17 protein-coding genes are annotated in these 25,647 nt (G+C 51.0%); 11 read left to right on the forward strand and 6 right to left on the reverse strand.

Features of this window, described 5'->3' with window-relative positions; genetic code table 11:
- Window positions 1-18: 18 nt before the first annotated feature.
- Window positions 19-2,079: an amylo-alpha-1,6-glucosidase gene (locus H6F76_RS17260; protein ID WP_190510145.1), complete on the forward strand. Its 2,061-nt coding sequence runs from the start codon at window positions 19-21 to the stop codon at window positions 2,077-2,079.
- Window positions 2,080-2,473: 394 nt separating this feature from the next.
- On the opposite strand, the gene H6F76_RS17265 is transcribed toward H6F76_RS17260, so the two are convergent.
- Window positions 2,474-3,256, reverse strand: coding sequence for a pentapeptide repeat-containing protein (locus tag H6F76_RS17265; RefSeq protein ID WP_190510147.1), 783 nt, complete (start codon window positions 3,254-3,256; stop codon window positions 2,474-2,476).
- A gap of 254 nt (window positions 3,257-3,510) precedes the next feature.
- A complete protein-coding gene (locus H6F76_RS17270) occupies window positions 3,511-3,888 on the reverse strand; it encodes a hypothetical protein (protein ID WP_190510149.1) in 378 nt (125 codons plus the stop codon).
- A 251-nt stretch (window positions 3,889-4,139) separates the two neighbouring features.
- Between H6F76_RS17270 and H6F76_RS17275 the strand changes: the two genes are divergently transcribed.
- From H6F76_RS17275 to H6F76_RS17285, 3 genes are all read left to right on the forward strand, one after another.
- Entirely contained in the window at window positions 4,140-10,841 is a 6,702-nt protein-coding gene (locus H6F76_RS17275; protein ID WP_190510152.1) for a HAMP domain-containing protein, read from the forward strand.
- Between the two features lie 256 nt (window positions 10,842-11,097).
- On the forward strand, window positions 11,098-11,442 hold the full coding sequence (locus tag H6F76_RS17280; RefSeq protein WP_190447481.1) for an STAS domain-containing protein: 345 nt from the start codon (window positions 11,098-11,100) through the stop codon (window positions 11,440-11,442).
- 14 nt (window positions 11,443-11,456) lie between these two features.
- Window positions 11,457-11,732, forward strand: a complete 276-nt coding sequence (locus H6F76_RS17285) for a TIGR02450 family Trp-rich protein (RefSeq protein WP_190510154.1) — start codon at window positions 11,457-11,459, stop codon at window positions 11,730-11,732.
- 58 nt (window positions 11,733-11,790) lie between these two features.
- On the opposite strand, the gene H6F76_RS17290 is transcribed toward H6F76_RS17285, so the two are convergent.
- Both H6F76_RS17290 and H6F76_RS17295 read right to left on the reverse strand, forming a co-directional pair.
- On the reverse strand, window positions 11,791-12,285 hold the full coding sequence (locus H6F76_RS17290) for a single-stranded DNA-binding protein (RefSeq protein WP_190510156.1): 495 nt from the start codon (window positions 12,283-12,285) through the stop codon (window positions 11,791-11,793).
- 30 nt (window positions 12,286-12,315) lie between these two features.
- The gene (locus tag H6F76_RS17295) at window positions 12,316-14,856 is read right to left on the reverse strand and encodes a mannose-1-phosphate guanyltransferase (protein ID WP_190510158.1); all 2,541 of its coding nucleotides are present in this window, start codon (window positions 14,854-14,856) and stop codon (window positions 12,316-12,318) included.
- A 414-nt stretch (window positions 14,857-15,270) separates the two neighbouring features.
- On the opposite strand from H6F76_RS17295, the gene H6F76_RS17300 reads away from it, so the two are divergent.
- Entirely contained in the window at window positions 15,271-15,450 is a 180-nt protein-coding gene (locus H6F76_RS17300) for a hypothetical protein (RefSeq protein WP_190447475.1), read from the forward strand.
- A gap of 95 nt (window positions 15,451-15,545) precedes the next feature.
- Window positions 15,546-16,289 carry a class I SAM-dependent methyltransferase gene (locus tag H6F76_RS17305; RefSeq protein ID WP_190510160.1) on the forward strand — a complete coding sequence of 248 codons (744 nt, stop codon included), beginning with the start codon at window positions 15,546-15,548 and terminating at the stop codon, window positions 16,287-16,289.
- Window positions 16,290-16,386: 97 nt separating this feature from the next.
- On the opposite strand, the gene H6F76_RS17310 is transcribed toward H6F76_RS17305, so the two are convergent.
- On the reverse strand, window positions 16,387-17,085 hold the full coding sequence (locus H6F76_RS17310) for a glutathione binding-like protein (RefSeq protein WP_190510162.1): 699 nt from the start codon (window positions 17,083-17,085) through the stop codon (window positions 16,387-16,389).
- A 544-nt stretch (window positions 17,086-17,629) separates the two neighbouring features.
- Between H6F76_RS17310 and H6F76_RS17315 the strand changes: the two genes are divergently transcribed.
- The 5 genes from H6F76_RS17315 (at window position 17,630) to H6F76_RS17335 (ending at window position 23,906) form a co-directional block, all read left to right on the forward strand.
- Window positions 17,630-19,027 carry a hypothetical protein gene (locus H6F76_RS17315; protein WP_190510163.1) on the forward strand — a complete coding sequence of 466 codons (1,398 nt, stop codon included), beginning with the start codon at window positions 17,630-17,632 and terminating at the stop codon, window positions 19,025-19,027.
- Between the two features lie 315 nt (window positions 19,028-19,342).
- Window positions 19,343-20,542 (forward strand): PRC-barrel domain-containing protein, encoded by a 1,200-nt coding sequence (locus tag H6F76_RS17320; RefSeq protein WP_190510166.1) that lies wholly within the window; start codon window positions 19,343-19,345, stop codon window positions 20,540-20,542.
- A gap of 116 nt (window positions 20,543-20,658) precedes the next feature.
- A complete protein-coding gene (gene acs, locus H6F76_RS17325) occupies window positions 20,659-22,626 on the forward strand; it encodes an acetate--CoA ligase (RefSeq protein ID WP_190510168.1) in 1,968 nt (655 codons plus the stop codon).
- Between the two features lie 318 nt (window positions 22,627-22,944).
- Window positions 22,945-23,280, forward strand: a complete 336-nt coding sequence (gene psb28 / locus H6F76_RS17330; protein WP_190447464.1) for a photosystem II reaction center protein Psb28 — start codon at window positions 22,945-22,947, stop codon at window positions 23,278-23,280.
- 116 nt (window positions 23,281-23,396) lie between these two features.
- Window positions 23,397-23,906: a MogA/MoaB family molybdenum cofactor biosynthesis protein gene (locus H6F76_RS17335; RefSeq protein WP_190510170.1), complete on the forward strand. Its 510-nt coding sequence runs from the start codon at window positions 23,397-23,399 to the stop codon at window positions 23,904-23,906.
- A 107-nt stretch (window positions 23,907-24,013) separates the two neighbouring features.
- Here H6F76_RS17335 and ctpB read toward each other — a convergent pair whose 3' ends face one another.
- Window positions 24,014-25,333 (reverse strand): carboxyl-terminal processing protease CtpB, encoded by a 1,320-nt coding sequence (gene ctpB, locus H6F76_RS17340; RefSeq protein ID WP_190510171.1) that lies wholly within the window; start codon window positions 25,331-25,333, stop codon window positions 24,014-24,016.
- Window positions 25,334-25,647: the final 314 nt, after the last annotated feature.

The following is a 25,647-nucleotide window of genomic DNA, read 5'->3' on the forward strand; positions in this document are numbered from 1 at the left end:
GATTAAGACTAAATTGCAATGGATGAGCTGGATACGCGCGAATGGCTGCTAACGAATGGGTTGGGTAGTTTTGCCAGTGGCACGGTTTGTGATGCCCGTACACGCACCTACCACGGTTGGCTCGTCGCGGCACTCGACCCACCCGCTCAACGAATGCTGTTGTTTTCTCACCTGGAAGCCAGCCTGGAAGTGGGCGGACTCATTTTTGCGCTTGGAACAAACTTCTGGCTCGCTAATCAGGTTGAGAAAGTTGAGCCGTTGGGCTACCGTCTGTTGCGTGAATTTAGCGTCGATCCTGTACCAACCTGGGTTTGGAGTTTAGGCGATCAGTGGCAGTTGCATCGTCAGATCATGATGCCCTACGGCATGGTGACAGAGGAGCGATCGCTCGAAGCCATGCCGCCTTTTGTCAATCGTGTGCTGGTGCAGTATCGCTATATGGGCAGCCAACAGGCGCTTTTGCGGCTGCGACCGATTATTGGCGATCGTGACTTCCATCAGCACCAGCAAGAAATACCTGCGCTTTCGTTCTCTCAGTTGATCAGTGCGAATCAAGTTTTTTTGCAAGCGCTACAGGCTGGTAAAACAGGGACACCCTGGAGTCTTTCCTGGAGCCAAGGGCAGTACCATCCTGAAGAAACCTGGTACTGGAGCTACTATTATCCTGTCGAAGCGCGTCGTGGCTTAGATTATTTGGAGGATTTATTTAGCCCTGGCTACTTAACGGTCTGGCTACAACCGGGTGAAACGGTCACGCTAGAAGCAAGGGTAGGTTTACCTTCCACAACTTTGCCAGACCAGCTTCCAGCGATCGTCGATTGGACAATGCAGGCAGAGCAACAGCGATTGGAGCAAGCATTCCTGCCCTTCCACGCTGTCTCATCTGTCTCTACTGCACCAGAAACAATGGTGCTGTGGGAACGACTGCTACAAGCAAGCGATCGCTTCTTTGCCTGGCAACCCGTTCAGCAAACGCCGACGATCGTTGCGGGCTATCACTGGTTTGGTGATCGTAGCCGCGATACCTTGCTTTCCATACCCGGTTTGACCCTCACGACTGGACGGTTTTCGCTAGCCCGCAAAATGCTTGATCGGCTTGGGCGCTTGTGCTGTCAGGGGCTAATCCCCAACCTACTGCCTGTCTATGGTGGTGACGTCAGCTATCGCAACATTGATTGTGCGCTGTGGTGGATCGAAACACTGGGGCTTTATTTAGAAGCAACGCAAGATTGGGAGTTTTTGCTGGAGCAATACGAAGTCGTCAAGCAAATTTACAAAGCATTTACGACTGGTACCTTATATAACATTCGCATTGATGCCTCCGACGGGCTGATTACCTGGGATGACACCAGTGTGCCGTTGACCTGGATGGATACGATCGTCGGGGGTGAAGCAGTTACCTTACGCAACGGTAAGCCAGTTGAGATTAATGCACTCTGGTACTCGGCACTCTGCTGGGCTACCCAGTGGGCGACCTTGCTGGCAGATCGCCCCGATGTCGAGAATGTCGATCGCCTCCTCAATCTGGCACGACGCTATGCTCAGCAGGCAGATCAGGTGAAAGCCTCAATGCAAAAGTTCTGGAATGCCCAGCAACGCTATTTCTACGATCGCCTGGAGCCAAACGATCGCCTGGATGCCACGATCCGCCCTAATGCTGTACTGGCTTTATCACTGCACCACTGCGCGTTTTCCACCGAGCAGTCGCGTCAGGTGCTCTATACAGCACGCGCGCGACTCCTTACGCCCTACGGACTCCGCACGTTAGACCCAGCTGATCCTGCATATCACGGTATGTGCAACGGCACCCCTGATCAGCGCGATCGTGCCTACCATCAGGGCACCGTCTGGAGCTGGCTCCTTGGTCCCTTTAGTCGTGCCTGGAGCCGCTTTTGTACCGCAGAAGGAGAACCACTGCCACTTGATTTACAGCCATTGTTAACGCACTTTCAGCACGAAGGCTGCTTTGATGCGATCGCCGAAATTTTTGATGGTGATGCACCCCATCAACCGCGCGGCGCGATCGCCAGTGCCAGCGCGATCGCTGAACTGCTGCGCCAATGGGAGGAGTTGGTATAGGAAGAGGTGGTAAGTAGGAGGAGCAGAGGAAGCAAGAGGAGCAGAGAAAGCAGGAGTTTAAGTTCCGTGGAAATTTGTGGAATGTTCTGAGCAACCTTTTGCAAAGAGCAGTTCAGAGCGACGAGCCTGTGGCACTTTAGTGTTCTACGAGGTATAGCAGTCGAACATAACGTGAGGGCAGACATCAACCTTGAAACTTCCTTTGAGTAATACCAAATCTAAAACTAGACGTTACAGATCAATCGAGCCACCCTCAATCCCTCTCCTCTTGGGAAAGAAACTTTGCCCTCATCCTCCATCCTTTTGCTATAGGCAGTGTCCCGAAGAGAGGTAATCGTTTGAGCTTACCGCTGCTCCCCCTGCTCCCATTGCTCCCAGACGCTGCCTCTTCTTCCTATGGCAAAAAGAACTGTAAAAGGGTGGCAAACGCGCTGAGTAAGTTGATGCCAAAGCCATTTCCTTTTTTGGGTTTGGCTGGAGGAGTTTCTAATTCTTTAATCGACTGTTGAATGCCCTGTGCTGTTTTGGTGTCACCGCTGGCAGTGAACAATTTGTCTGCTTGTTTAAGGTCAGCGATCGCCCCTGTACGATCGCTCGTTTGGAGCCGCGCCAAGCCACGCCCCAGGTATGCCTGAGCAAAATCTGGTTGCCGCGCTAGCGCCTGATTGAAGTTCTCAACGGCTGCCGCATAGTTTTTCTGTTCGCCATGAGCGACCGCCCACTTGTAAAAATCCTCTGCCTTACCAATCTCAGCAGGCAGACCGATCGCACCCTGCAACATTGCTTGCTCCAGATTAGCTCCTGCAACAGTCGCGTTAATCATGTAAGCATGGCGCAGGTCAACCGCATTTAAGTTTGCGCCATCAAGCTTTGCCTCAGTCAAATTGGCACCAGACAAACTGGCACCGACCAAAATTGCGCCACGCAAATCGGCTCCCTGCAAGTTTGCCCGACTCAGATTTGCCTGAGTCAAGTCTGCCTGCCTCAGATCCGCACCACGCAAATCGGCGTATACCAAGCCAGCATTGCGTAATTCACAGCTAGAGCATTGCCTGGTTGCCAGCAGCTTTTGCGTATGCTCTAGGTTTTCTGCCCATACAGGCACCGCCATACTAGCTGTCAGAAAAGCTGTGAAGCCTACAGGAATTGCTGTTTTGCTTGGCAGGTTGAAACTCATGGCGATTGGCTAAAAAAGATTTGCAGCAGTGTCTCACTATTTAACTCTAAGTTGACGCTGACAGCACACCAACCCCAAAAATTCAAGCAATTTTTGCACCTTTATATAGATTAAAGATACAAAAGCACGGATGTTAGGCATAGAGAGTGACCCATTTGCCTAATTAAGCAACGGTCAAAGGTTATCAGCAATGCCAGGTGAATGAGTAGTGGGCAAAGAAACAGGCAAGACCAGCGACATTTTTCTTTGAATCTCTAGACATCCTGCTGGGTATTCAAATCAGCCATTAGGAGATTAATGCGTTCTGCAACATCAGCTCGTCCCTCAGGATCAGAGCCGTGTAGAAAAATATCTAGAATAAACCAGCGACAAAGGTCGGGATCTGTGTTTACCAAGCTAAGAATCACCCCGTTGAGTACTTCTGTCGTCAAATGGTCAGGAAGGCGCTTCAGTTCATCTCGAATCACTAAAGCGTTGTCAAGCTCTTGAGTCTGATAAGCACTAGCAACAGCCTTAACAACCACTGCAATCAGCTCGTCTAGGTTTGGCTTGACATCATCCATACTGTTGGTCAAAAGTTCTAGCCACTTGCTAAAGAGTAAATTGGTCGGGTGCGATCGCCATCTGGGCATTAGCAGTTGCTCTAGTCGTCTCGCTCGCTGAGTGGTAAGAGGGACGATAGGGAGTGTATGTATTCAATGCATCTTAGCTACTTAATCAGCATCTATCCTAGGAGAGACAGCCTAAAGCAGAGTACTGACATCATAATAAGTATTTAGAGTGACCCTAACGTTATTCTGGGGTAGATCTCTGGCTCTATCATTCGGTAGAGTTTGCATTGCCACCTGTTAAGAGTCATCGCACCTTCTAGAAGAATTAAGCCATGTCAACTGCACAAGCACCAGTGAGCACAGACAATCTTGACCCCAAGCAGCTTTTGAGCGTTCTGGCAGAGGTTAAGAAGGGCAACTTCTCGGTACGAATGTCGATCGACCAAACAGGTATGGCTGGCAAAATTGCCGATACGCTCAACGACATCATTGAGATGAATGAGCGGTTAAGCAACGAATTAGAGCACGTTAGTAACGTCGTTGGTAAAGAAGGCAAGATCAGTGAACGTGCCTCTTTAGGCAACGCGAAAGGCTCCTGGAAAGCCTGCGTAAACTCAGTCAACACGTTGGTTACAGATCTTGTGCAGCCCACAGCAGAGACCGCACGAGTAATTCGAGCGGTGGCAAATGGTGACCTCTCGCAAACGATCGCCACCGAAATTGAAGGCAGACCTCTGCAAGGAGAATTCCTTCAAACGGCTCGCATTGTCAACACAATGGTGGATCAGCTTAACTCCTTCGCTTCTGAAGTAACGCGGGTCGCGCGAGAAGTAGGTACTGAAGGCAAACTCGGCGTACAGGCAGAAGTCCGGGGCGTCGCAGGCACCTGGAAAGACCTCACCGACAGCGTGAACTCGATGGCAGGCAACCTGACCGCACAGGTACGAAACATTGCGGAAGTAACCACTGCGGTGGCGAATGGCGACCTGTCCAAAAAAATCACCGTGGATGTCAAAGGTGAAATTCTCGAGCTGAAAGACACGATCAACGTGATGGTGGATCAGCTCAACTCCTTTGCCTCTGAGGTCACGCGGGTGGCACGGGAAGTGGGTACCGAAGGCAAACTGGGTGTGCAGGCAGAAGTCAAAGGTGTCGCAGGCACCTGGAAAGACCTGACCGACAGCGTGAACCTGATGGCAGGCAACCTGACCGCACAGGTACGAAACATTGCGGAAGTAACCACTGCGGTGGCGAATGGCGACCTGTCCAAAAAAATCACGGTGGATGTCAAAGGTGAAATTCTCGAGCTGAAAAACACCGTCAACATCATGGTGGATCAGCTCAACTCCTTCGCCTCAGAAGTAACCAGGGTCGCGCGAGAAGTGGGCGCTGACGGCAAACTGGGTGGTCAGGCAGAAGTCCGGGGTGTAGCAGGCACCTGGAAAGACCTGACGGACTCTGTAAACTTCATGGCAGGTAGTTTGACGGCGCAGGTGCGAAACATTGCGGAAGTGACGACCGCTGTGGCAAACGGCGACCTGTCCAAAAAAATTACAGTGGATGTGAAAGGCGAAATTCTGGAGCTGAAGAACACGATCAACACGATGGTGGATCAGCTCAACTCCTTCGCTTCTGAGGTCACGCGGGTCGCACGAGAAGTGGGTTCCGAAGGGAAACTGGGTGTGCAGGCACAAGTTCAGGGTGTAGCAGGCACTTGGAAAGACCTGACCGATAACGTGAACTCAATGGCAGGCAATTTGACGGGACAGGTACGAAATATTGCCGAAGTGGCAACGGCGATCGCCAATGGTGACCTCTCCAAGAAAATCACGGTGGATGTCAAAGGCGAAATCCTGGAGCTAAAAAACACCATCAACATTATGGTGGATCAGCTTAACTCCTTCGCGTCTGAAGTGACGCGGGTCGCGCGGGAAGTGGGTTCCGAAGGCAAACTAGGTGGGCAAGCAGACGTAAAAGGCGTAGCAGGCACCTGGAAAGACCTGACCGACTCCGTAAACTTCATGGCAGGCAGCTTGACTGCACAGGTACGAAACATTGCGGAAGTAACCACTGCGGTGGCGAATGGCGACCTGTCCAAAAAAATCACTGTGGATGTGAAAGGCGAAATCCTGGAGCTAAAAGACACGATCAACGTCATGGTGGATCAGCTCAACTCCTTCGCCTCTGAGGTGACGCGAGTGGCACGGGAAGTGGGTTCCGAAGGCAAACTGGGTGTGCAGGCAGACGTAAAAGGCGTAGCAGGCACCTGGAAAGACCTGACCGACAGTGTGAACTCGATGGCAGGCAACCTGACCGCACAGGTACGAAATATTGCCGAAGTGACGACCGCTGTGGCAAATGGCGACCTCTCCAAGAAAATTACGGTGCAGGTGAAAGGCGAAATTCTGGAGCTAAAAGACACCATCAACGTCATGGTCGATCAACTCAGCTCCTTTGCCTCAGAAGTAACCAGGGTCGCACGCGAAGTGGGCACGGAAGGCAAGCTGGGCGTACAAGCAGAGGTGCGAGGGGTTGCAGGCACCTGGAAAGACCTGACCGACAGTGTGAACTCCATGGCAGGCAACCTGACCGCACAGGTACGAAATATTGCCGAAGTGACGACTGCTGTGGCAAACGGTGACCTCTCCAAGAAAATTACGGTGCAGGTGAAAGGCGAAATTCTGGAGCTAAAAGACACCATCAACGTCATGGTCGATCAACTCAGCTCCTTTGCCTCAGAAGTAACTAGGGTCGCACGCGAAGTGGGTTCCGAAGGACGGCTGGGTGTGCAAGCCGATGTGCGTGGTGTAGCGGGTACATGGAAAGACCTGACCGACTCGGTGAACTTCATGGCGGGTAGCTTAACCGCACAAGTGCGGAACATTGCTGCTGTAACGACTGCTGTGGCAAACGGTGACCTGTCCAAGAAAATTACGGTAGATGTGAAAGGCGAAATTCTCGAGCTAAAAAACACCGTCAATACGATGGTGGATCAGCTCAACTCTTTCGCCTCTGAAGTCACGCGGGTCGCACGCGAAGTGGGCACCGAAGGAAAACTCGGTGTGCAGGCAGAGGTGCGTGGTGTGGCAGGCACCTGGAAAGACCTGACCGACTCGGTGAACTTCATGGCAGGCTCACTCACAGCGCAAGTACGAAACATTGCCGAAGTGACGACTGCTGTGGCGAATGGCGATCTGTCGAAGAAAATTACCGTGGATGTGAAGGGCGAAATCCTGGAGCTAAAAAACACGATTAATACAATGGTGGATCAGCTCAGTTCCTTTGCCTCTGAAGTAACACGGATGGCGCGGGAAGTGGGCACCGAAGGAAAACTCGGTGTACAGGCGTATGTGCGTGGTGTAGCGGGCACCTGGAAGGATTTGACCGATAACGTGAACTCAATGGCTGGCAACCTGACCGCACAGGTGCGGAACATTGCCGAAGTAACGAAAGCTGTTGCTAATGGTGATCTCTCCAAGAAAATCACGGTGGATGTGAAGGGCGAAATTCTCGACCTGAAAGACACTATCAATGTCATGGTGGATCAGCTTAATTCCTTCGCCTCTGAGGTAACGCGGGTCGCACGTGAAGTGGGCACGGAAGGGATTCTGGGTGGACAAGCAGAGGTGCGTGGTGTGGCAGGCACCTGGAAAGATCTGACCGACTCCGTGAACTTTATGGCAGGCAATCTGACCGCGCAGGTACGAGGCATCGCGAAAGTGGTGACGGCAGTAGCTAACGGGGACCTGAAGCGGAAGCTCATGCTGGAAGCGAAGGGTGAGATCGAAACCCTTGCCGACACGATCAACGAGATGATTGATACGCTGGCAACCTTTGCCGATCAGGTGACAACCGTAGCGCGTGAGGTGGGTATTGAAGGGAAGCTAGGCGGTCAAGCGAAAGTGCCGGGTGCATCGGGAACGTGGCGTGACCTGACGGATAACGTGAACGAGTTGGCAGCGAATCTCACGACCCAGGTGCGCGAAATCGCAGAAGTGGCAACGGCAGTGACGAAGGGCGACCTGACACGATCGATTTCCGTCGCAGCAGAAGGCGAAGTGGCAATCCTGAAAGATAACATCAACCAGATGATTGCCAACCTGCGCGAAACCACTCAGAAGAACACTGAACAAGACTGGCTCAAAACCAACTTGGCAAAGTTCACACGTATGCTACAGGGGCAGCGCGATCTAGAAGCGGTTTCTAAGCTCATCCTCTCAGAATTGGCTCCGCTGGTTTCGGCACAGCATGGGGTCTTTTACCTGATGGAAAGCAGCGAGTTGCATCCTCCCTACCTAAAACTGCTCAGCACTTATGCTTACCGCGAACGCAAACACCTGGCAAACCAGTTCCACTTAGGCGAAGGTTTGGTCGGTCAGTGCGCGTTGGAGAAGGAGCGCATTCTGATTACCGAAGTGCCCAGCGACTACATCAAAATTAGTTCCGGTTTGGGCGAAGCGACTCCACTAAATGCCGTTGTGCTGCCCGTACTGTTTGAGGGACAAGTCACAGCAGTGGTCGAATTAGCGTCCTTCCGTCGCTTCAGTGAAATTCACCTCACGTTCTTTGATCAATTAACTGAGAGTATTGCGATCGTCCTTAACACGATCGCCGCCAGTATGCGGACAGAAGAGCTGCTGAAGCAATCGCAATCCCTGGCAGAAGAGCTGCAAATGCAACAGAAGGAGCTGACTGAAACCAACCAGCGACTAGAGCAACAGGCGCAATCCCTCACTGCCTCTGAAGAACTGCTCAAGAACCAGCAAGACCAGCTTCAACAAACCAACGAAGAGTTGGAAGAAAAAGCCGAGCTACTGGCAATGCAAAATCAAGAAGTGGAGCGCAAAAACCGAGAGATTGAGCAAGCTCGACAGTCCTTAGAGGAAAAAGCCACACAACTGGCGATGACCTCCAAGTACAAGTCTGAGTTTCTGGCGAATATGTCCCATGAGCTACGCACACCGCTTAACAGCCTGCTGATCCTGGCACAGCTACTGGGTGACAACAGTGAAGGTAATTTGACTGCTAAACAAGTCGAATACGCCCGCACGATTCATGCTTCTGGTGGCGATTTACTCACGCTCATTAACGATATTCTCGACTTGGCGAAAATTGAGTCAGGCACGATGTCGGTAGACATTGACCAGACCCTCTTTACCGACCTTCGTAACCATATGGAGCGCACCTTCCGCCAAATCGCGCAAACGAAGCGGTTAGACTTCCACATTCACCTCAATGAACACCTGCCACGTTTGATGTATACCGATTCAAAGCGCCTTCAGCAGGTGTTGAAGAATCTACTTGCGAATGCGTTCAAATTTACAGAGCAAGGGGAAGTCAGTTTACAGATTAGCGTTGCTACCCACGGTTGGAGCCGCGACCAAAAACAACTGAATCAGGCAGAGACAGTAATTGCCTTTGCGGTTTGCGATACCGGGGTGGGCATACCAGCTGCCAAGCAACGGGTCATTTTTGAGGCATTTCAGCAAGCGGATGGCACCACCTCCCGTAAATACGGGGGCACTGGCTTGGGGCTGTCGATTAGCCGGGAGATTGCTCAACTCTTGGGTGGTGAAATTAAACTTCAAAGTGAAGCCGGTCAAGGCAGCACCTTTACGCTTTATTTGCCACTGTCTTACATCTCAACAGACGCTCACAGCGACCTGCTCGACGATCGCCATCCAACACAGGGAGGAACATTTAAGGCACAGACTACTGGTTTACTTTCGCCATCAAGGCAGACAGCGCAGCGACTTACAAACAGCGAACGGCGCACAAGCCTGCAAGAAGAGGAAGCCATCGTTGCGTCACTACTGAGTGAACCAGCCATTGACGATGATCGCGATACGATTCAGCCCGACGATCAGGTACTCCTCATCATCGAAGATGACCTTGCCTTTGCCCAGATCCTTCTGGATATGGCACGACAACAAGGCTTTAAAGGGCTAGTAGCCGCTCGTAGTGATGTGGGCTTAGCAATGGCGCAAGAATTAAAACCAGCCGCCATTATGCTGGACGTCCGGCTGCCGTTTATGACGGGTTGGGCAGTCTTAGATCGACTCAAGCATAATCCTGCTACGCGGCATATTCCGGTGCATATGATGTCGGTTGAGGAGGGTCAGAAGCGCAGCTTACAGCTTGGTGCGATCGCCTTCATCCAAAAGCCTGCTAGCAGCGAAGCGCTCTCGAAAGCACTCAACGATATTAAGGGCTTTATCGAACGTCCGGTCAAGCATCTACTGATTGTTGAGGACGACGAAACGCAACGCCACAGCATTGTAGAGCTGATTGGCAATAGTGACGTGAGAAGCACGGCTGTCGGTACAGGTGCAGAAGCCCTGGAAGCACTCAAAACGGGTCATTTCGACTGCCTGGTACTGGATCTGGGTCTACCTGATATTGCTGGCTTTGCACTGATTGAACAGATTAAGCAAGAACCTGGTCTTCAGCGTCTACCCATCATCGTCTACACGGGCAAAGAACTGACTGCTCAAGAAGAAACCGAACTGCGGCGCATTTCCGACACAATTATTGTGAAAGATGTGCGATCGCCCGAACGACTGCTAGACGAAACCGCGCTGTTCTTGCATCGAGTGCATGAAAATCTACCCGCGCCTCAGCGTTTGATGCTGGAGCAATTACAGCAGGTTGATCCCGCATTGGTGGGCAAGACTGTGCTCATTGTTGACGACGATGTACGCAATATCTTTGCGCTAACCAGTATGCTGGAACGGTATCAGATCCGAACGACCTATGCCGAAAATGGACGAGACGGCATTACACTGCTGCAAAACACCCCTGACCTCGACCTTGTGTTAATGGATGTCATGATGCCAGACATGGATGGTTACGAAACAATGCGTGCCATTCGTCAGCTAGAGCAGTTTCGCACCTTGCCTATCATTGCCTTGACCGCCAAAGCGATGAAGGGCGATCGTGAAAAATGCATCGAAGCAGGTGCGTCCGATTACATTACAAAACCAGTCGATATGGAACAGTTACTGTCGTTACTACGGGTTTGGCTATACGAATAGTAATGTCGTTGTACTTTCATCCCTCTTTGTGGCTAAGGGTTCTGCTTAAATAGAGTTAGCTTTTTTATGTAAGGGTGGCAATCCGTATCCTTACAGATTGTGAGGTTCACAGAGTATTTAAGGCTCGGTCTTTAGTCCTTAGAGGGAGAGCAGGTAGGAATCAGAGTTACCCCCTTGGTGTAAAGAACATTCCTACTTCTGCTGACCCAGCCGTACTGGGAGATCTAACGATATAGAAGTTCTGGAGGGTTGATCGATGGCTGTTGTACAAACGTTTTATCCCAAAAGAATTTTGAGTTCTTCAACGACGGGCAATCTGCTTGAAGACATCACCCGTACGCTTGAGGATGGCATCACCAATATTTTGATTGACTTTCAGCACGTTATGTTTATGGACAGCACTGGTCTGTCAGCAATGGTGCTACTGCTGAAGCAAGTGAACGAGGCAAATGGTCGTCTGGGGCTTTGCCGACTCAACGGACAGGCATATATGGTGCTTGAGCATAGCGGGATGGATCAGGTGTTTGACATTTACGACACACCAGAAGCGTTCGATCGTGCTCTGGATAGTAGCAATACAGGCGAACCGTCCGCAAAGTAGACGATAATGGCGGTATGCCACGTAAGCAAAAGTTTCCGCACCTACTGCAATCCAAGTGGACCGCGCACCAAGCCGTTGACGGCTGGCGGCACTTTCAGGTTGCTAATCGCAAAAATCAAGGACAGTGGGTGTTCGCCGAAATGGTTGCTGCCTGCGATCCAACGGTACGCTTCTGGGTCAATGCGCGGCTCTTGAAGGATCAAGCACTCTGGCAGGCAGGCTGGCAGTCGCTTCAAGAGCAAGAGTCGTGGGATCAAGTACTCCAAGCCGCTAAGCAGAGCAACGCTTAGTAGAACGAGCGGCGATCGGGCACCGCCGTACGAGCAAACTTATAGGGCGATCGCCCGTTTAGAACGGAATATCATCAAAGTCTGGTGTTGCAGTCGCTGGTTCAGGTTGTGTCTGAAATTTGCCTGTTTTAGCTTTAGCGGTAGGGGTTGCTGGAGCTGGTTTTGCCGATGGTGCTGCACCACTTGGTTTAGCAGCTTGATTGCTGGCAGGCGCGGGTGTAGAGGCAGTAGAGGTTTCCAGAGCGGTATCGGCTCCAAGGCTATGAATGCGTTGGGCAGTGAGTTCGGCGCGCTTTTCTTTGAAGCCTTCGGGTCTATCGATCGTATTCATTCTCAAACTTCCTTCAATGACCACGCGATCGCCCTGGTGGAAGCGCTCTTGAATCTCCTGAGCCAGGTTGCCCCAACCCACTACTTTGAGCCGCGAAGGTGGGTCTTCGGCACGCAAGCCAGGAAACTCCACAAACATTTCCGCGATCGGAGTTTGAGTGTCAGACGTGTAGCGCAATTCGGGAGCCTGGACAATTTCTGCCATCAAGATGCAGCTATTCATGGAGCATCAACTAAAAACTAATACTCTATTCTAATACTGGCTTTCCGCTTTCGCTGCTTCTGCCTCCTGGTGCTGGTTAACGAATTCTTGTACACGGAGGCGATATTCGCGCAGCGTTTCATCAACCCAACCGCGATCGTTGCTATTGGCATAGATATTAACCAGCGGTTCGCCAGCATCGGGCAGAATGAGCACCCAGCTATTGTGCTGATGATTAAAGATTTTCACGCCATCTACCAGTTCCAAACTATCAATAGGATGGGTCTCAACCAAATGCCGCATTAAGGCACCTTTCGCCGTCCAAGGGCAGCGAACCATGCAGGTTTTGTGGCAAACACGAGGGAGTTCAGCACGGATTTGACCGAGCGATCGCTCCTGAATCGTCAGCATTTCAATCAGCTTAGCAATGCAAAACATGGCATCAAAGCCGGGATGCAACTGCGGAAAGATGAAGCCCATATCGCCACTGCCACCCAAAATTACGTTGGGGCTAGCGTGGCATGCTTCCATCAGCGCAGTTGGATTTGCCTTTGTGCGAATCACCCTGCCGTCATGTCGATGAGCAATTTGTTCGACAGCGCTAGAAGCATTGACTGGGACGACGATCGTACCTCTTGGATGATGTACCAGCAGCATATCTGCCATGAGTGCTGTTAACACTTCGCCCCGAATAGCGCTACCCGCTTCATCAACCAGAATCAGTTGCTCGCCGTTAGCAGAAACCTGCACACCAAAAGTGGCTTTCAACGCTTCCACTACATGACCCAGTTGACTCAGCAAGACTTCACGATCGGAGGGGTTGGGCGCGGTGTGGCTAAGGCTGGCATTGAGCACGACAGCATCGCAACCAAATTTAGCTAGTAGCTGTGGCAGCACGGCACCCGAAACCGCATAAGCGTAGTCGATAACCACCTTTGAACTGCTGTGGCGAATCGCTTCAACATTCAGATGTTTTTCAAAGCAGGTACCGTAAATATCTACGACTTGATTGGCATAAACAACATTGCCAATTTCCTGAATTTGGGCGCGGCGGAAATCCTCTTTGAAATAAGCACCTTCGATCTTCTTTTCACGGGCTTTAGAAATATTGATGCCGTTGTAGTCGAAGAACTCAATCAGAATGTGGTCGGGACGATCAGGATGCATTCGCACATGGATGCCACCCGCGATCGACAGTGTGGGGACAATCGTACGCGCTAGTGGAATGGCAGTGGCTTCCAGGTTTTGCACATTCACGCCAACGGACATCAGCCCAGCAATGAGCGATCGCGACACCATCCGTGAAATGCTGCGCTGATCTCGCGAGACAGCAACTTGAGCATCAGGCTTAAGCGTGGAACCATACGCCGCACCCAACTTCACCGCAAACTCTGGCGTGATATCGACATTCGCTAAGCCTGATACACCACGTTGCCCAAAAAGATTGCGATAAGCAGCGTGTCCCCAGATCAGGTTGATATTCAGCGTGGCACCCGATTCAACTCGTTTGCTGGGCCACACCCGTACACCCGGACTAACCTGCGCTTCTTCGCCGATCGTCGATAAAGGACCCACGACTGCACCTTCCAGCACATGGGCACGACGATCAACCCGTGTACCGCGTGCAATTACACACGCTCGCAGATGGGCTTCTTCACCAATAATTGCGCCATTGAGAATAATGGGACGCTTGAGGTCGGCATCGGCACCGATCGTCACGTTATCGCCAATGACGGTGCCCGCTTCAAGCTGCACTCGCGCACCAATGCGGCAATTACTGCCAATCATTACAGGCGTTGAAATTTTGGCAGTGGGGTCGAGGAAAGTATTCTGACCCACCCATAAACCGGGCGATCGCTCCTCGTAAGCAATGTCCAGCTTTACTTTTCGCTCTAAGCCGTCGTACTGAGCATCGCGGTAGGTATCCAAATGACCGACATCACACCAGTAGCCTTCGGCAACATAGCCGTACATTGGCTCCCGTTTCTCTAATAGCAACGGAAATAGATCTTTGGAAAAATCGGCTTCCTGATTTTCAGACAAATAATCCAGTACTTCTGGCTCAAGAATGTATGTACCTGTATTCACAGTGTCCGAAAACACTTCACTGGTCGAAGGTTTTTCGAGAAAGCGGAGGATGCGATCGTCCCGGTCAGTAATCACCACGCCAAATTCGATCGGGTTTGCCACGCGAGTTAAAATCAGCGTTGCTTTCGACTGGCGCTGCTTGTGAAACCGAATAGCAGCGCTCAGGTCAAAATCAGTAATGCTATCGCCACTGACGACCAGAAAGGTGCGATCGAGCAACTCGGCAATATTCTTCACGCAGCCTGCTGTGCCGAGCGGCTGATCCTCTTCCACGGCATAGGTCATTTGCACGCCAAAATCACTACCATCCTGAAAGTAGTCGCGCATCACATCGGGCAGGTAGTGCAGCGTTGCAATAATCTCGGTAATACGGTGGCGCTTGAGCAGGTTGACAATATGCTCTGCGATCGGGCGATTTAATACTGGCACCATCGGCTTGGGCAAATCACACGTCAACGGTCGCAATCGCGTGCCCGATCCACCCGCCATCAAAACTGCTCGCATACGATCGCCATCCTGTTGATTCCAAGCTGTTAAAGAAAGGCACAACCGCTCCCCTCTAGTGTCGTATGTTTACAGCGATTTAGACATCCTTACCTGGGGTCGAGAGCGTATCGGGAGCAATCATCCCAGCAAAAGTGGTCGTGCGATCGTCGCTACAGATAGGATAGAACTAGGGAAAGCATGTCTCTCAGCCATCGTAGGGGATACCTGCCACTCCAAAGTCATACTTTGATTGGTCAAGGTTACTCCAATTGAAAGCTGAGGTCTGTTTGCTATTTCACACTTGCGCTGTTTACCGCATCGTGGAACGCTGTTTTTGACGATCGCATCTATCCGGAGTGACCGATGCGATCGGTGTAGCTTCAACTGCAAGGTTTGTCAGTCAACTGTTGTAAGTTAATTGAGGATCGAGACATGGGAATCATTGGTTTTCTGGCACTAATCGGCTATAGCATTGGCATCTGGAAATTCTGGACGGGCTTCAGACGCACCAATTTCAGCAGTGGTCGCGTTTATCTAGCGTTGCTGTGGCCCGTCCTCATTTTTAATAAGCCTTACCGTCAGAACTTTACCCGAGCGCTGACCGGACGTTGATGGAAGCGCTAGCGCTTAGCCGTTTGATAAAGTGCGACTGGTAGCTGCTAGCTGCTAGCTCAATAAATACCGTTGCTAGAGGAATCGATCTGGGCATGGCAAAAAAACAAGCGTCTGACTCCCAAGGAGCATTTTCTAGCAACAGCTACTTCAGCGAACTAAGTACCCTGCAGGACTGGCAGACCCAGATGGTTGCCGTCACAACCCGCTTTAACCGCGAATATCGGGGCGAAGCGTTTGAACTGCCAGAAGAAGTGGAAGCTATGCCGATCTTTCGAGAGCGAGCATCCGGTTCGCTTCAGGCAAAGCTGACTTCGCCCTTCTGGGAACTCGCCAAACCGAAGAAAAATCAGCAATGCCTGGATTTAGGTTGCGGGGTCAGCTTTTTGATTTACCCGTGGCGCGAGTGGGAAGCACTCTTTTATGGGCAAGAAATCAGCAACGTCGCGCGCGATATTTTGAACGCTCGTGGACCGCAGCTCAACTCGAAGCTGTTTAAAGGCGTGGCGTTAGGTGCGGCGCACCAGTTAGACTACGAAGCCAAGCAGTTTGATCTCGCGATCGCCACAGGCGTTAGCTGTTACTATCCCCTCGATTACTGGGCAGCGGTACTAACAGAAGTCAAGCGCGTGTTAAAACCAGGCGGCGTGTTTGTCTTTGATGCCCTCGATCCAGAAACACCCCTGGCTGAGAACTGGGCGATTCTAGAAATGTACCTGGGCACCGAAGTCTTTTTAGAGCCGATCGCCAGTTGGCAGAAAACCGTCCATGCATCTGGTGGCAAAATTGTGAAGACGCTCCCTGGAGAACTTTTCCAGCTTTTCAAAGTGCAGTTTTAAGAACGTGCAGTTTTAGGTATGAGTCTTTTCAAGCGCGAGCGCTAAAATTGCCTAGGTCTACCTTATAAGGGGCTTGTACAGTATGAAAGGTTCAGGTTCAATCCTGAATCGTCTTCGCTGACTGACCAAACAACAAGTCTCTTGCCTGGGTTGGATCGATCGTCTGGTTTTTGAATGCGTCTGCTTTTGCATAGGCACGCACCGTAGCAGGACGCGCCTGAATGGCTTCAAACCATCGCTTCAGGTGAGGAAAGTCTGCGAGGTTTTGCCCTTGTTTCTCGTAGGGCACAATCCACGGATAAGAGGCAATATCGGCGATCGAGTAGTCGCCTGCTAGAAACTCACGATCGCTAAGTCGCTGATTCATTACGGCATATAACCGCCCTGTCTCGTTGACATAGCGTGCGATCGCATACGGTATTTTTTCTGGCGCATATTGACTGAAGTGATGGTTCTGCCCAGCCATCGGTCCCAAACCCCCCATTTGCCAGAACAACCACTGCAACACCTCAACACGCCCATGCAGATCGGTAGGAATGAGCCTGCCCGTTTTCTCTGCCAGGTATAACAGGATTGCACCCGACTCAAAGACCGAAAGAGGCGCATCACCTGTAGCTGGATCGTTGTCCACAATGGCAGGAATGCGGTTATTGGGCGCAAGCTTAAGAAATTCAGGTTTAAACTGATCGCCTTTACCAATATTGATCGGGATCACATTGTAAGGTAAGCCAACTTCCTCTAGAAAAAGAGTAATTTTATGACCGTTTGGCGTTGTCCAGTAATAAAGATCAATCATATTTTTGGTAGGGAGTAGACAGAGGGTATAGGGAAGAAGTAACCGGATGGCATAGAGCTAAAGATGCTTTTGGGGTGGAGGGGTAGAAGCCCCTGCCTGCAAGCCACGCCCCTAAACTCTCTCTTACAATTTATTATGACTATCTAATAATCAAGCAGGTGGAACAAGTAAGATATTAAGCACTGTGGGGTAAGTGAAACCGTTCTGTCATGACAGAAACAGGTTGAAACAGGTTGAGCATTCTAGGTTCATTTTAATGCAGTAGCGCCTGTGCGAGTTCAGCCAGAATTTGGGGCACGCTTAACCTAATTGCAGAGAATCAGCTTTAGCTAAAACTGCTAATCTCTGGGTAGTGAAGCAGGCGGTGCAGAAAGCTATTTGGGTATCGCCTACCCCCCACCTTCCATTGCATTGTCTGAATATATTCTGACTATGTAATGGTGAAACGTAAGGAATGGTATCAAGCGGTGTCGTACCTGATAGGTCTTCCTGCTACCATGCAACAAACTTGTGCATCGTGCTCAATCTGAGTGGAGAAACCCCTATGGCGCTTGAACGGGACTGGGAGGCAGGACAGGACCAAGAACGCTGCCTAGCAAAGTTGCAGTGGGCGATTCAGCAGTTAGAAGGGAAGGCTGATCCCGCGCAGTTGAGCAAAACTGCCGAACTTGTGATTCAGACCATGACGGGTCCGTGGCGGTTTTTTCATACGCCTGAGCATATCTTTGAGGTGGGTGAGTCGGGCGACGCGATCGAAGTGTTGGCAGCGTTGTTTCATGATCTGGTGTACGTCCAGGTCGATCAAGGCGTAAGCGTCAACATCAGTGGCTATATTTCTGCGTTCGTCAAGGAAATTACAGGGCAACTGGTCATTCGCGATCGTACAGAACTGCCTAACGACATCATGTTCGAGATAGTATCGCAGCTTTTTGGTTTTGTGCCAGAGCAAGTGTTGTTGCCTACGGCTGGGCAAAATGAATTTCTCAGCGCTGTGATTGCCGCCAAGTTTTTGGAGCACGCGCTTCCAGCGGCACAGATTGCTCAAGTAGTGGCTTGTATTGAGGCGACTATCCCGTTTCGTAAGCATTCGGCTTCAGGGTTAAGCCCAAGTGATAGCCTCTACGAGCGATTGCACTATGTTAACCAGGTCATGAACTTTGGCTGGAACGATGAGCAGTTAAGCAGTGTGGTGCAGCGATCGGTACGATTGGCAAACCGCGATGTAGAAAATTTTGCCTATCCTTCTGCGGCTGACTTTCTTGACAACACCTGGAACCTGCTGCCTGAAACCAATCACGATCTAAAGAATGCGAACTCCTATACAGTGCATGGCTATCGCGTATCGCTGCAAAAGATGGAGGGCTTCATGTACTATCTGAAGCCCGAACTGGTTTTTCAGACCTTTGGGGCAGAACCGAGCGCGTTGGTCTATCAGCAACTTATTACACGCACTCAGCGAAATCTCGATGTCGCACGTCTCTATCTAGGCAGCAAACTCTTGTCGATCGCCGTCATTGAAGCCCTCTCGCAGCGTCTTGGGCGCGATATTCCCCTGGCAACCATGATGGGAGAGTTGCCGTCGCAGGGGCGATCTGTGGCGCAGCTAGAAAACTTTTTGCCTCAACTGTCGATGGCCGTTGCCCCAGCAACCGATCTGGAATGGGATGTGTTGAGTCTGGTAGAAAAAGGACGAGGGCAGGCATCGTCTTACGACATCAAAAATTCACCTGTAGCAACGTACATTATTAAGTCCATTGGGTTTGCAGAGTCGCGTCGTTTGTTGGCGCAGGCAAAGGAGTTTTTCAAAGGCACACTGACGGCAGAAGCCTTTTTAAAGGCGTGTGATCGCACTGTGGTTGAAACGATCACGAACGGCATTGTGCAAGTCTTTGAAAACCGTAAGATTGCTGTACGTGGGTTAAGCGTAGAAAGTAAGGTGTAGAGGCACTATAAAGCCAATCAGCAGGAGCCAGAACCCAACAACGTTCAAAGAAATCAGCAACTTCTTTAGTGAAAAAGTGAAGCGACAAGCCTAATTTCCTCTCTATGAAGCTCCATCGAACAACGCTGCTAGACGTAATGTTGCAGTTGGTTGCGAGGCAGCCGACTCAGTAGTTATTTGAAACTCAAACTGAAGCCGATGCTATAACTGCGTCAAGCTTGCAGGTGCTTCAGCCAACCACTTGACTTTGGGCAGCATAGAATCGAAAGAGAGATCAATTCTGACGGCAGAGATTGCAACAGGCGCAAAGAGACGATGACGACACCACCAGACCTGATCCGGCAAAGTGATTTGCTCAACCAATTGGTGCTCGATCGCAGCACAATGGAAACCCTGGGGCGAGTAGAAGTGATGTGGATGTATCCCTCTGCCCATCGCGTACTGGGCTTTGTTTGCAAAGCAGGCAGCTTTGGAACGAAAAAAACAGCCTTTAGGTTAGCTCAAATCAGCACGTTAGGTTCTAACGGCATTTTGACCCACAACCAGCCTGAAGAAACGGATGCTACCAAAGTCCGCCAGCTCGAATCACTTCTGCAATGCGAAGTCTGGAGCGATACCGGCAATAAAAGCGGCAAAATCATTGACTACCTGTTTAGCCTGAGGACGGGTGAAATTAACTGCTATTTGTTGGCATCTAGCGGGTGGGCAGGCATTGCAGGCGATCTTTACCAACTGCCTCCATCACAAATACTTAGCCTTGGGCGCAGGCGCGTACTGGTGACTGAAAGCGTTGCCCAAAATCTGGCGGTGTACCAGACAGGCATTAAACAAACGTTGGCGAAAGCGAAGGCAGTGCTACAAGAAGATTACGGTCAAGCAACCGAAGAATTGCGATCGCTCTCTCAACAGGCACAAACCGTTACCGAACAGGCAAAGGGACGGCTTCAATCACTGACTGGGCAGTTTAAAGAGCGGGCGCGATCGCTCTCTCAACAGGCGCAAGCGACCATCCAAACCTTCAACGAACAACTTCAGGAAGACGCGCAGACGATCGTTGGACAGACTCGAGAAAACAGCCAACAGCTTACCGAGCGTATGAAAGAACGCACTCAGACTTTCAGCGCCCAGTTTGGAGACAGCATTCAAATCCTCACCGAACAAGTCGAAGACGGCATTCAAACGCTCACAGTGCAGGCGAAGGAAATCCTCGAGCCCACGCTAGCCGATGAGTTAGATGCCCCATCGGCACCAGAAGACGCTGCAAAGCAATCCAGCGTACCCGACAGCCGCCAAGCGTCCCCAGAGACTTTCTCAACTGCTCCTTCAGCAATCCCTTCTGAAGCAACTGACCTTGACGATGATGCGCCCTGGATTGATGACGAACCCTGGATTGCCGATGAATTGATCGCCCCACCCACTCCAATCAAGCCTCCCCAGCCAACAACCGAACCGCCTGCTTCTACACAGCCTGATTCTAAAGTCGATGACCTGGACGATGATGAACCCTGGATTTAACACGTGACCAGTGCTTCCTAGGTGTGCAACAAATGTCAACAGATGAGAGTGATGGGGTCGCAAATCGGTATGCTGTAATATTGTTTGAGTGCGTAGACTCAATCCCTTAACACGCCATGTCACAGCCGACTATTGAATCCATCCTGCACGAGAATCGTCTCTTTCATCCAGCGAGCGAGTTTTCCGAGAAGGCACATATCAAGAGCCTGGAGGACTACCAGCGCCTGTACGAGAAGGCTAAAGCCGATCCTCAAGCATTCTGGGCAGACCTGGCAGAAACTGAACTGCACTGGTTTCAAAAATGGGATAAAGTGCTGGACTGGCAACCGCCGTTTGCAGAATGGTTTGTGAATGGCAAATTAAATATCTCCTACAACTGTCTCGATCGTCATCTCACTACCTGGCGACGCAATAAGGCAGCGCTGATTTGGGAAGGTGAACCAGGAGACTCGCGCACCCTCACCTACGCTCAATTGCATCGAGAAGTGTGCCAGTTTGCCAATGCCTTGAAGCATCTGGGTGTGCAGAAAGGCGATCGCGTGGGCATTTATATGCCGATGATTCCTGAAGCGGCAATCGCCATGCTAGCCTGTGCGCGGATTGGTGCTGCCCATACCGTTGTGTTTGGTGGCTTCAGCGCTGAGGCATTACGCGATCGGTTGGTCGATGGCGAAGCAAAAGTCGTCGTTACAGCAGATGGCGGTTGGCGTAAAGATGCGATCGTGCCGTTAAAGGAACAGGTTGATAAAGCGTTGGCAAATGGTAGCGTGCCCAGCGTCTCAGCCATGATCGTCGTTAAGCGTACTGGGCAGGATGTGCAAATGCAGGGCGATCGTGACCATTGGTGGCACGAACTTCAGTCCCAGGTTTCTGCCCACTGCCCCGCTGAACCAATGGATAGTGAAGATCTGCTCTTCATTCTCTATACCTCCGGCAGCACTGGCAAGCCAAAAGGCGTTGTGCATACGACTGGTGGCTACAACCTTTACACCCACATCACCACTAAGTGGATTTTTGACCTGCAAGACACCGATGTTTACTGGTGTACTGCCGATGTCGGCTGGATTACGGGACATAGCTATATTGTCTATGGTCCCTTGTCCAATGGTGCAACGACCGTCATGTACGAGGGTGCGCCCCGAGCATCCAACCCCGGCTGCTTTTGGGATGTCATTGAAAAGCATGGTGTTAACGTCTTCTACACCGCGCCTACAGCAATTCGAGCCTTTATTAAAATGGGTGACGAGCATCCCAAAGCGCGGGATTTATCGTCTCTGCGCTTGCTTGGCACAGTCGGCGAGCCGATCAATCCAGAATCCTGGATCTGGTATCAACAAATTATTGGCGGTGGACGTTGCCCGATCGTAGATACGTGGTGGCAGACGGAAACAGGCGGCATCATGATTACAGCGCTACCAGGTGCGATCCCCACCAAACCGGGTTCAGCAACGCTACCGTTTCCCGGCATTCTGGCAGATGTGGTTGATCTGGATGGCAATTCTGTCGGTGCAAACGAGGGAGGCTATCTAGCTGTACGGCATCCGTGGCCCGGTATGCTACGCACAGTCTATGGCGATCCCGATCGCTTCCGTCGTACCTATTGGGAGCATATCCCACCTAAAGATGGACAGTACACCTACTTTGCAGGCGATGGTGCCCGTCGTGATGAAGATGGTTACTTTTGGGTGATGGGTCGGGTAGACGATGTGATCAACGTGGCTGGGCATCGCCTCGGCACAATGGAAATTGAGTCGGCGCTGGTGTCCCATCCTGCCGTTGCTGAAGCCGCTGTCGTAGGTAAACCAGATGAGCTTAAAGGGCAAGAGATTGTGGCATTTGTCACGCTGGAAGGCACGTATAGTTCCAGTGATGCCCTGCTGAAGGAACTCAAGCAGCACGTCGTGCAAGAGATTGGTGCGATCGCCCGTCCTGGTGAGATTCGCTTTGCCGATGCCTTACCCAAAACTCGTTCTGGCAAAATCATGCGTCGCCTGCTGCGCGATTTGGCAAGCGGTGTCGAAATTTCAGGCGATACCTCCACATTGGAGGACCGCAGCGTACTAGAAAAACTGCGCCAAGGCTAGCCCTAAAGAAACGATCCCCGTTTTCTTAACTAGTTGGGGATCGCAAGCAGCCGTTGTAGACCGAAGCAAAGCAGTACTTGATGAAGCAGTAACTCTCCTATTTTTTCACGACCTATAACGAAACCTGGATTTTTCGTGATGCTTTTTTGAGGTTGTTCAACTGCTCCAGGCACTACATAACAGTGACGCGATCGCTCTTAAGCTTCAGCAGCAAGGCATTTAGGCTTGCAAAAGCTGCCTTTTTAAACAGCCTGTTTTTGCGCCTACCGTAACATGGGAGAATAGTCTTCCACCTAACACAAACGCTGATTGAGAATTATGGCTCAAATTCAATTTGCTAGAGGTATTGATGAAGATGTCGTCCCTGATATTAGTTTGACTCGCTCCCGTGACGGTAGCAACGGCAAAGCCATTTTTTACTTTCAAAGCCCTACCGCACTCAGCAGCACCAGCACTGATGCCATCACCGGGATGTATTTAGTGGACGAAGAAGGTGAACTGGTTTCACGAGAAGTAAATGCTAAATTTGTGAACGGTCAGCCTGATGCGTTAGAAGCAACTTATATTATTCGATCGCCTCAGGAATGGGATCGCTTTATGCGCTTTATGGAGCGCTATGCGAACGACCATGGGCTGGAGTTTAGTAAATCGTAGAAGCGCGTTAGCGGTTGTTCTTGCACGATCGATCACTGATTAGCTTGGGGTTGTTTCTTGCACGTTTTCAACCCCTCAACAAGCTTTAAAGGAACTCTCACTATTATCGGTAAGCAATGGTAGCCACTCCTCATCCTGACTCTGCCGTTGCTATTAACTGTGCGATCATGACCGTCAGTGATACCCGCACCGTCGAAACAGATCGCAGTGGGCAGCTAATCCGACAACTGCTGCATGATGCAGGGCATGAGGTTGCTGCTTATGTCATTCTCAAAGATGAGCCTGTGCAGATTCAGACCGAGCTTGAGCAACTTAGTCAACGAACAGACGTAGCAGCCGTCATTATTAACGGTGGCACTGGTATTGCGCCAAGAGACACCACCTACGACGCGATCGCTGCACTCCTAGAAAAGACATTACCTGGTTTTGGCGAACTGTTTCGCTGGCTTAGTTATCAAGACATTGGTTCGCGGGCAATGGCATCACGGGCGATCGCAGGAGTTTTTCGTGCCAAGCTCGTGTTTTCGATTCCTGGCTCTACAGGTGCTGTGACGCTTGCTATGCAGACGCTAATCTTGCCAGAGCTAAGACATTTAGTGGGCCAGATCCACACAAACAACCAGTAACAAACAATAACCGACAGTTCCAAAAAAAGTGGGGTTAACAGTCGCTGATCGGCAAGCGACTGTTAACCCCATTTCTCAACAGCCAAACTTTTGAGAGCCAGACGTTGTTACTTCTGACTTTGAATGGCTTGCTGTGCTGTAGCTGGCGCAGGTTGCGTCAGGGCAACTTTTTGTAAGGTTGCGAGAGCACGCGCATATTGCGGATCATCTTTAGTCCCTACCAGTTTGGGATTAGAAGCCAGCTTTTGCCGCTGCTCGTCGCTCAGGTCAATCTTGACATCTGGCGTAATGCCTTTGTGGCTGATGTCAGTGCCCAGAGGCGTGTAGTAGTGCGCGATCGTCACTGCCAGACCTGATCCATCCGAGAGTGAATGAACTGACTGTACCAGCGCTTTGCCAAAAGTTTGGCTACCCACTACCGTTGCACGCCCGTTATCTTTTAGCGCACCCGTGAGAATTTCACTGGAGCTAGCTGAGTTGCCATCAACCAAAACAACAAGCGGTAGTTTAGTCAGAGCCGTGCGGTTGGTTCCAATTTCCTCATTGTTGCCTCGGCGATCGACCGTGCGCACGATTGATCCCTTATCCATCCACATCCGGCTAATGTCAATACTTGCCTGGAGCAGCCCACCAGGGTTACCACGCAGATCGAGTACATAGCCTTCAATCTGCTGGCTGTTCAAATCCTGAATGGCGCGCCGCATTTGGTCGGCAGCATGAGCGCTAAACTCATTCAAGCGGATGTAGCCGATGCGCTTGCCACCTTCTTGCTTGAGTGCATAGCGCACAGTCGGTAGCTCAATGCGGGCGCGGGTGAGGGCTACGCTCTTTTTGCTTGCGCCTTGCCGCCCAACCTCAAGCTTTACTTTTGTACCTACGTCGCCACGAATCAGGTTGGAAGCATCCTCAACGGTCATGCCTTTCGTTTGCTTGCCATCGATCGCCAGAATTTGATCCCCCGCCTGAAGCCCCGCTTTAATCGCTGGAGAGTTTTCGATCGGTTCGACGACCGTCAGCACTTTCGTTTGCTCGCTGACCTCCAACCGGATACCAACGCCCGATAGTTCCCCAGAGGTTTGACTACTCAGTGCCTCATACTGCTTGGGATCCATGAAGCGAGTGTAGGGATCGTTCAGCTTCTCCAATGCCGATCGCAGTGCTACGTATGCTTGCTCACGCGATGTGTAGTTCTTGCCAAGCAGTGATTTACGGATCTCCTGCCAATCGGTTTGATTGAAAGTGCCATCAACGTATTCGCGGTTGACAATCTGCCACGCTTCATCAACAACCGTCTTCGGACTCTCTTGCAGCGCCGCACGTACACGGGTCAGACTAGGCACAAAAAGAGACACAGCCGCTGTGGCAGCGATAGCCCCACCACAGAGAGCAAGGTGAAACAAAGGAGCGCGCTTTGAGGGTCGGTTCATTGATGGTAAATAAATGAATTGGCTTAAAAGGTAGATAGGCGCGGTAGCAGCCGGACTGGGTTGAAGCGAGCAGTATCACCGAAAGCGCTCACCCGATCGCAGCGAGGGCATTAGGTGATTTCAACAAATTGTGAATGCAAAATATCCAGTTAGCATGACTATAGCCCAGTGCAGAGAAGACGGTTTAACAATCATCCCCAAGCACTCAACGTATGCTCATACCAACACCCTGATAGGATTTAGATTGAAACCTTTCAGCCAATCTAACCGAATCTCAAGAGATTGGCATAGGGGGAACGCCATTAACTTTGCTA

Source organism: Leptolyngbya sp. FACHB-321 (genome assembly GCF_014695975.1).
Taxonomy (GTDB): Bacteria; Cyanobacteriota; Cyanobacteriia; order Leptolyngbyales; family Leptolyngbyaceae; genus Stenomitos.

Bases quoted from the DNA above. Each gene is read 5' to 3' on its own strand.
- H6F76_RS17260 (WP_190510145.1), top strand. From the start codon at position 19: ATGGATGAGCTGGATACGCGCGAATGGCTGCTAACGAATGGGTTGGGT.
- H6F76_RS17265 (WP_190510147.1), bottom strand. From the start codon at position 3,256: ATGAGTTTCAACCTGCCAAGCAAAACAGCAATTCCTGTAGGCTTCACA.
- H6F76_RS17270 (WP_190510149.1), bottom strand. From the start codon at position 3,888: ATGCCCAGATGGCGATCGCACCCGACCAATTTACTCTTTAGCAAGTGG.
- H6F76_RS17275 (WP_190510152.1), top strand. From the start codon at position 4,140: ATGTCAACTGCACAAGCACCAGTGAGCACAGACAATCTTGACCCCAAG.
- H6F76_RS17280 (WP_190447481.1), top strand. From the start codon at position 11,098: ATGGCTGTTGTACAAACGTTTTATCCCAAAAGAATTTTGAGTTCTTCA.
- H6F76_RS17285 (WP_190510154.1), top strand. From the start codon at position 11,457: ATGCCACGTAAGCAAAAGTTTCCGCACCTACTGCAATCCAAGTGGACC.
- H6F76_RS17290 (WP_190510156.1), bottom strand. From the start codon at position 12,285: ATGAATAGCTGCATCTTGATGGCAGAAATTGTCCAGGCTCCCGAATTG.
- H6F76_RS17295 (WP_190510158.1), bottom strand. From the start codon at position 14,856: ATGCGAGCAGTTTTGATGGCGGGTGGATCGGGCACGCGATTGCGACCG.
- H6F76_RS17300 (WP_190447475.1), top strand. From the start codon at position 15,271: ATGGGAATCATTGGTTTTCTGGCACTAATCGGCTATAGCATTGGCATC.
- H6F76_RS17305 (WP_190510160.1), top strand. From the start codon at position 15,546: ATGGCAAAAAAACAAGCGTCTGACTCCCAAGGAGCATTTTCTAGCAAC.
- H6F76_RS17310 (WP_190510162.1), bottom strand. From the start codon at position 17,085: ATGATTGATCTTTATTACTGGACAACGCCAAACGGTCATAAAATTACT.
- H6F76_RS17315 (WP_190510163.1), top strand. From the start codon at position 17,630: ATGGCGCTTGAACGGGACTGGGAGGCAGGACAGGACCAAGAACGCTGC.
- H6F76_RS17320 (WP_190510166.1), top strand. From the start codon at position 19,343: ATGACGACACCACCAGACCTGATCCGGCAAAGTGATTTGCTCAACCAA.
- acs (WP_190510168.1), top strand. From the start codon at position 20,659: ATGTCACAGCCGACTATTGAATCCATCCTGCACGAGAATCGTCTCTTT.
- psb28 (WP_190447464.1), top strand. From the start codon at position 22,945: ATGGCTCAAATTCAATTTGCTAGAGGTATTGATGAAGATGTCGTCCCT.
- H6F76_RS17335 (WP_190510170.1), top strand. From the start codon at position 23,397: ATGGTAGCCACTCCTCATCCTGACTCTGCCGTTGCTATTAACTGTGCG.
- ctpB (WP_190510171.1), bottom strand. From the start codon at position 25,333: ATGAACCGACCCTCAAAGCGCGCTCCTTTGTTTCACCTTGCTCTCTGT.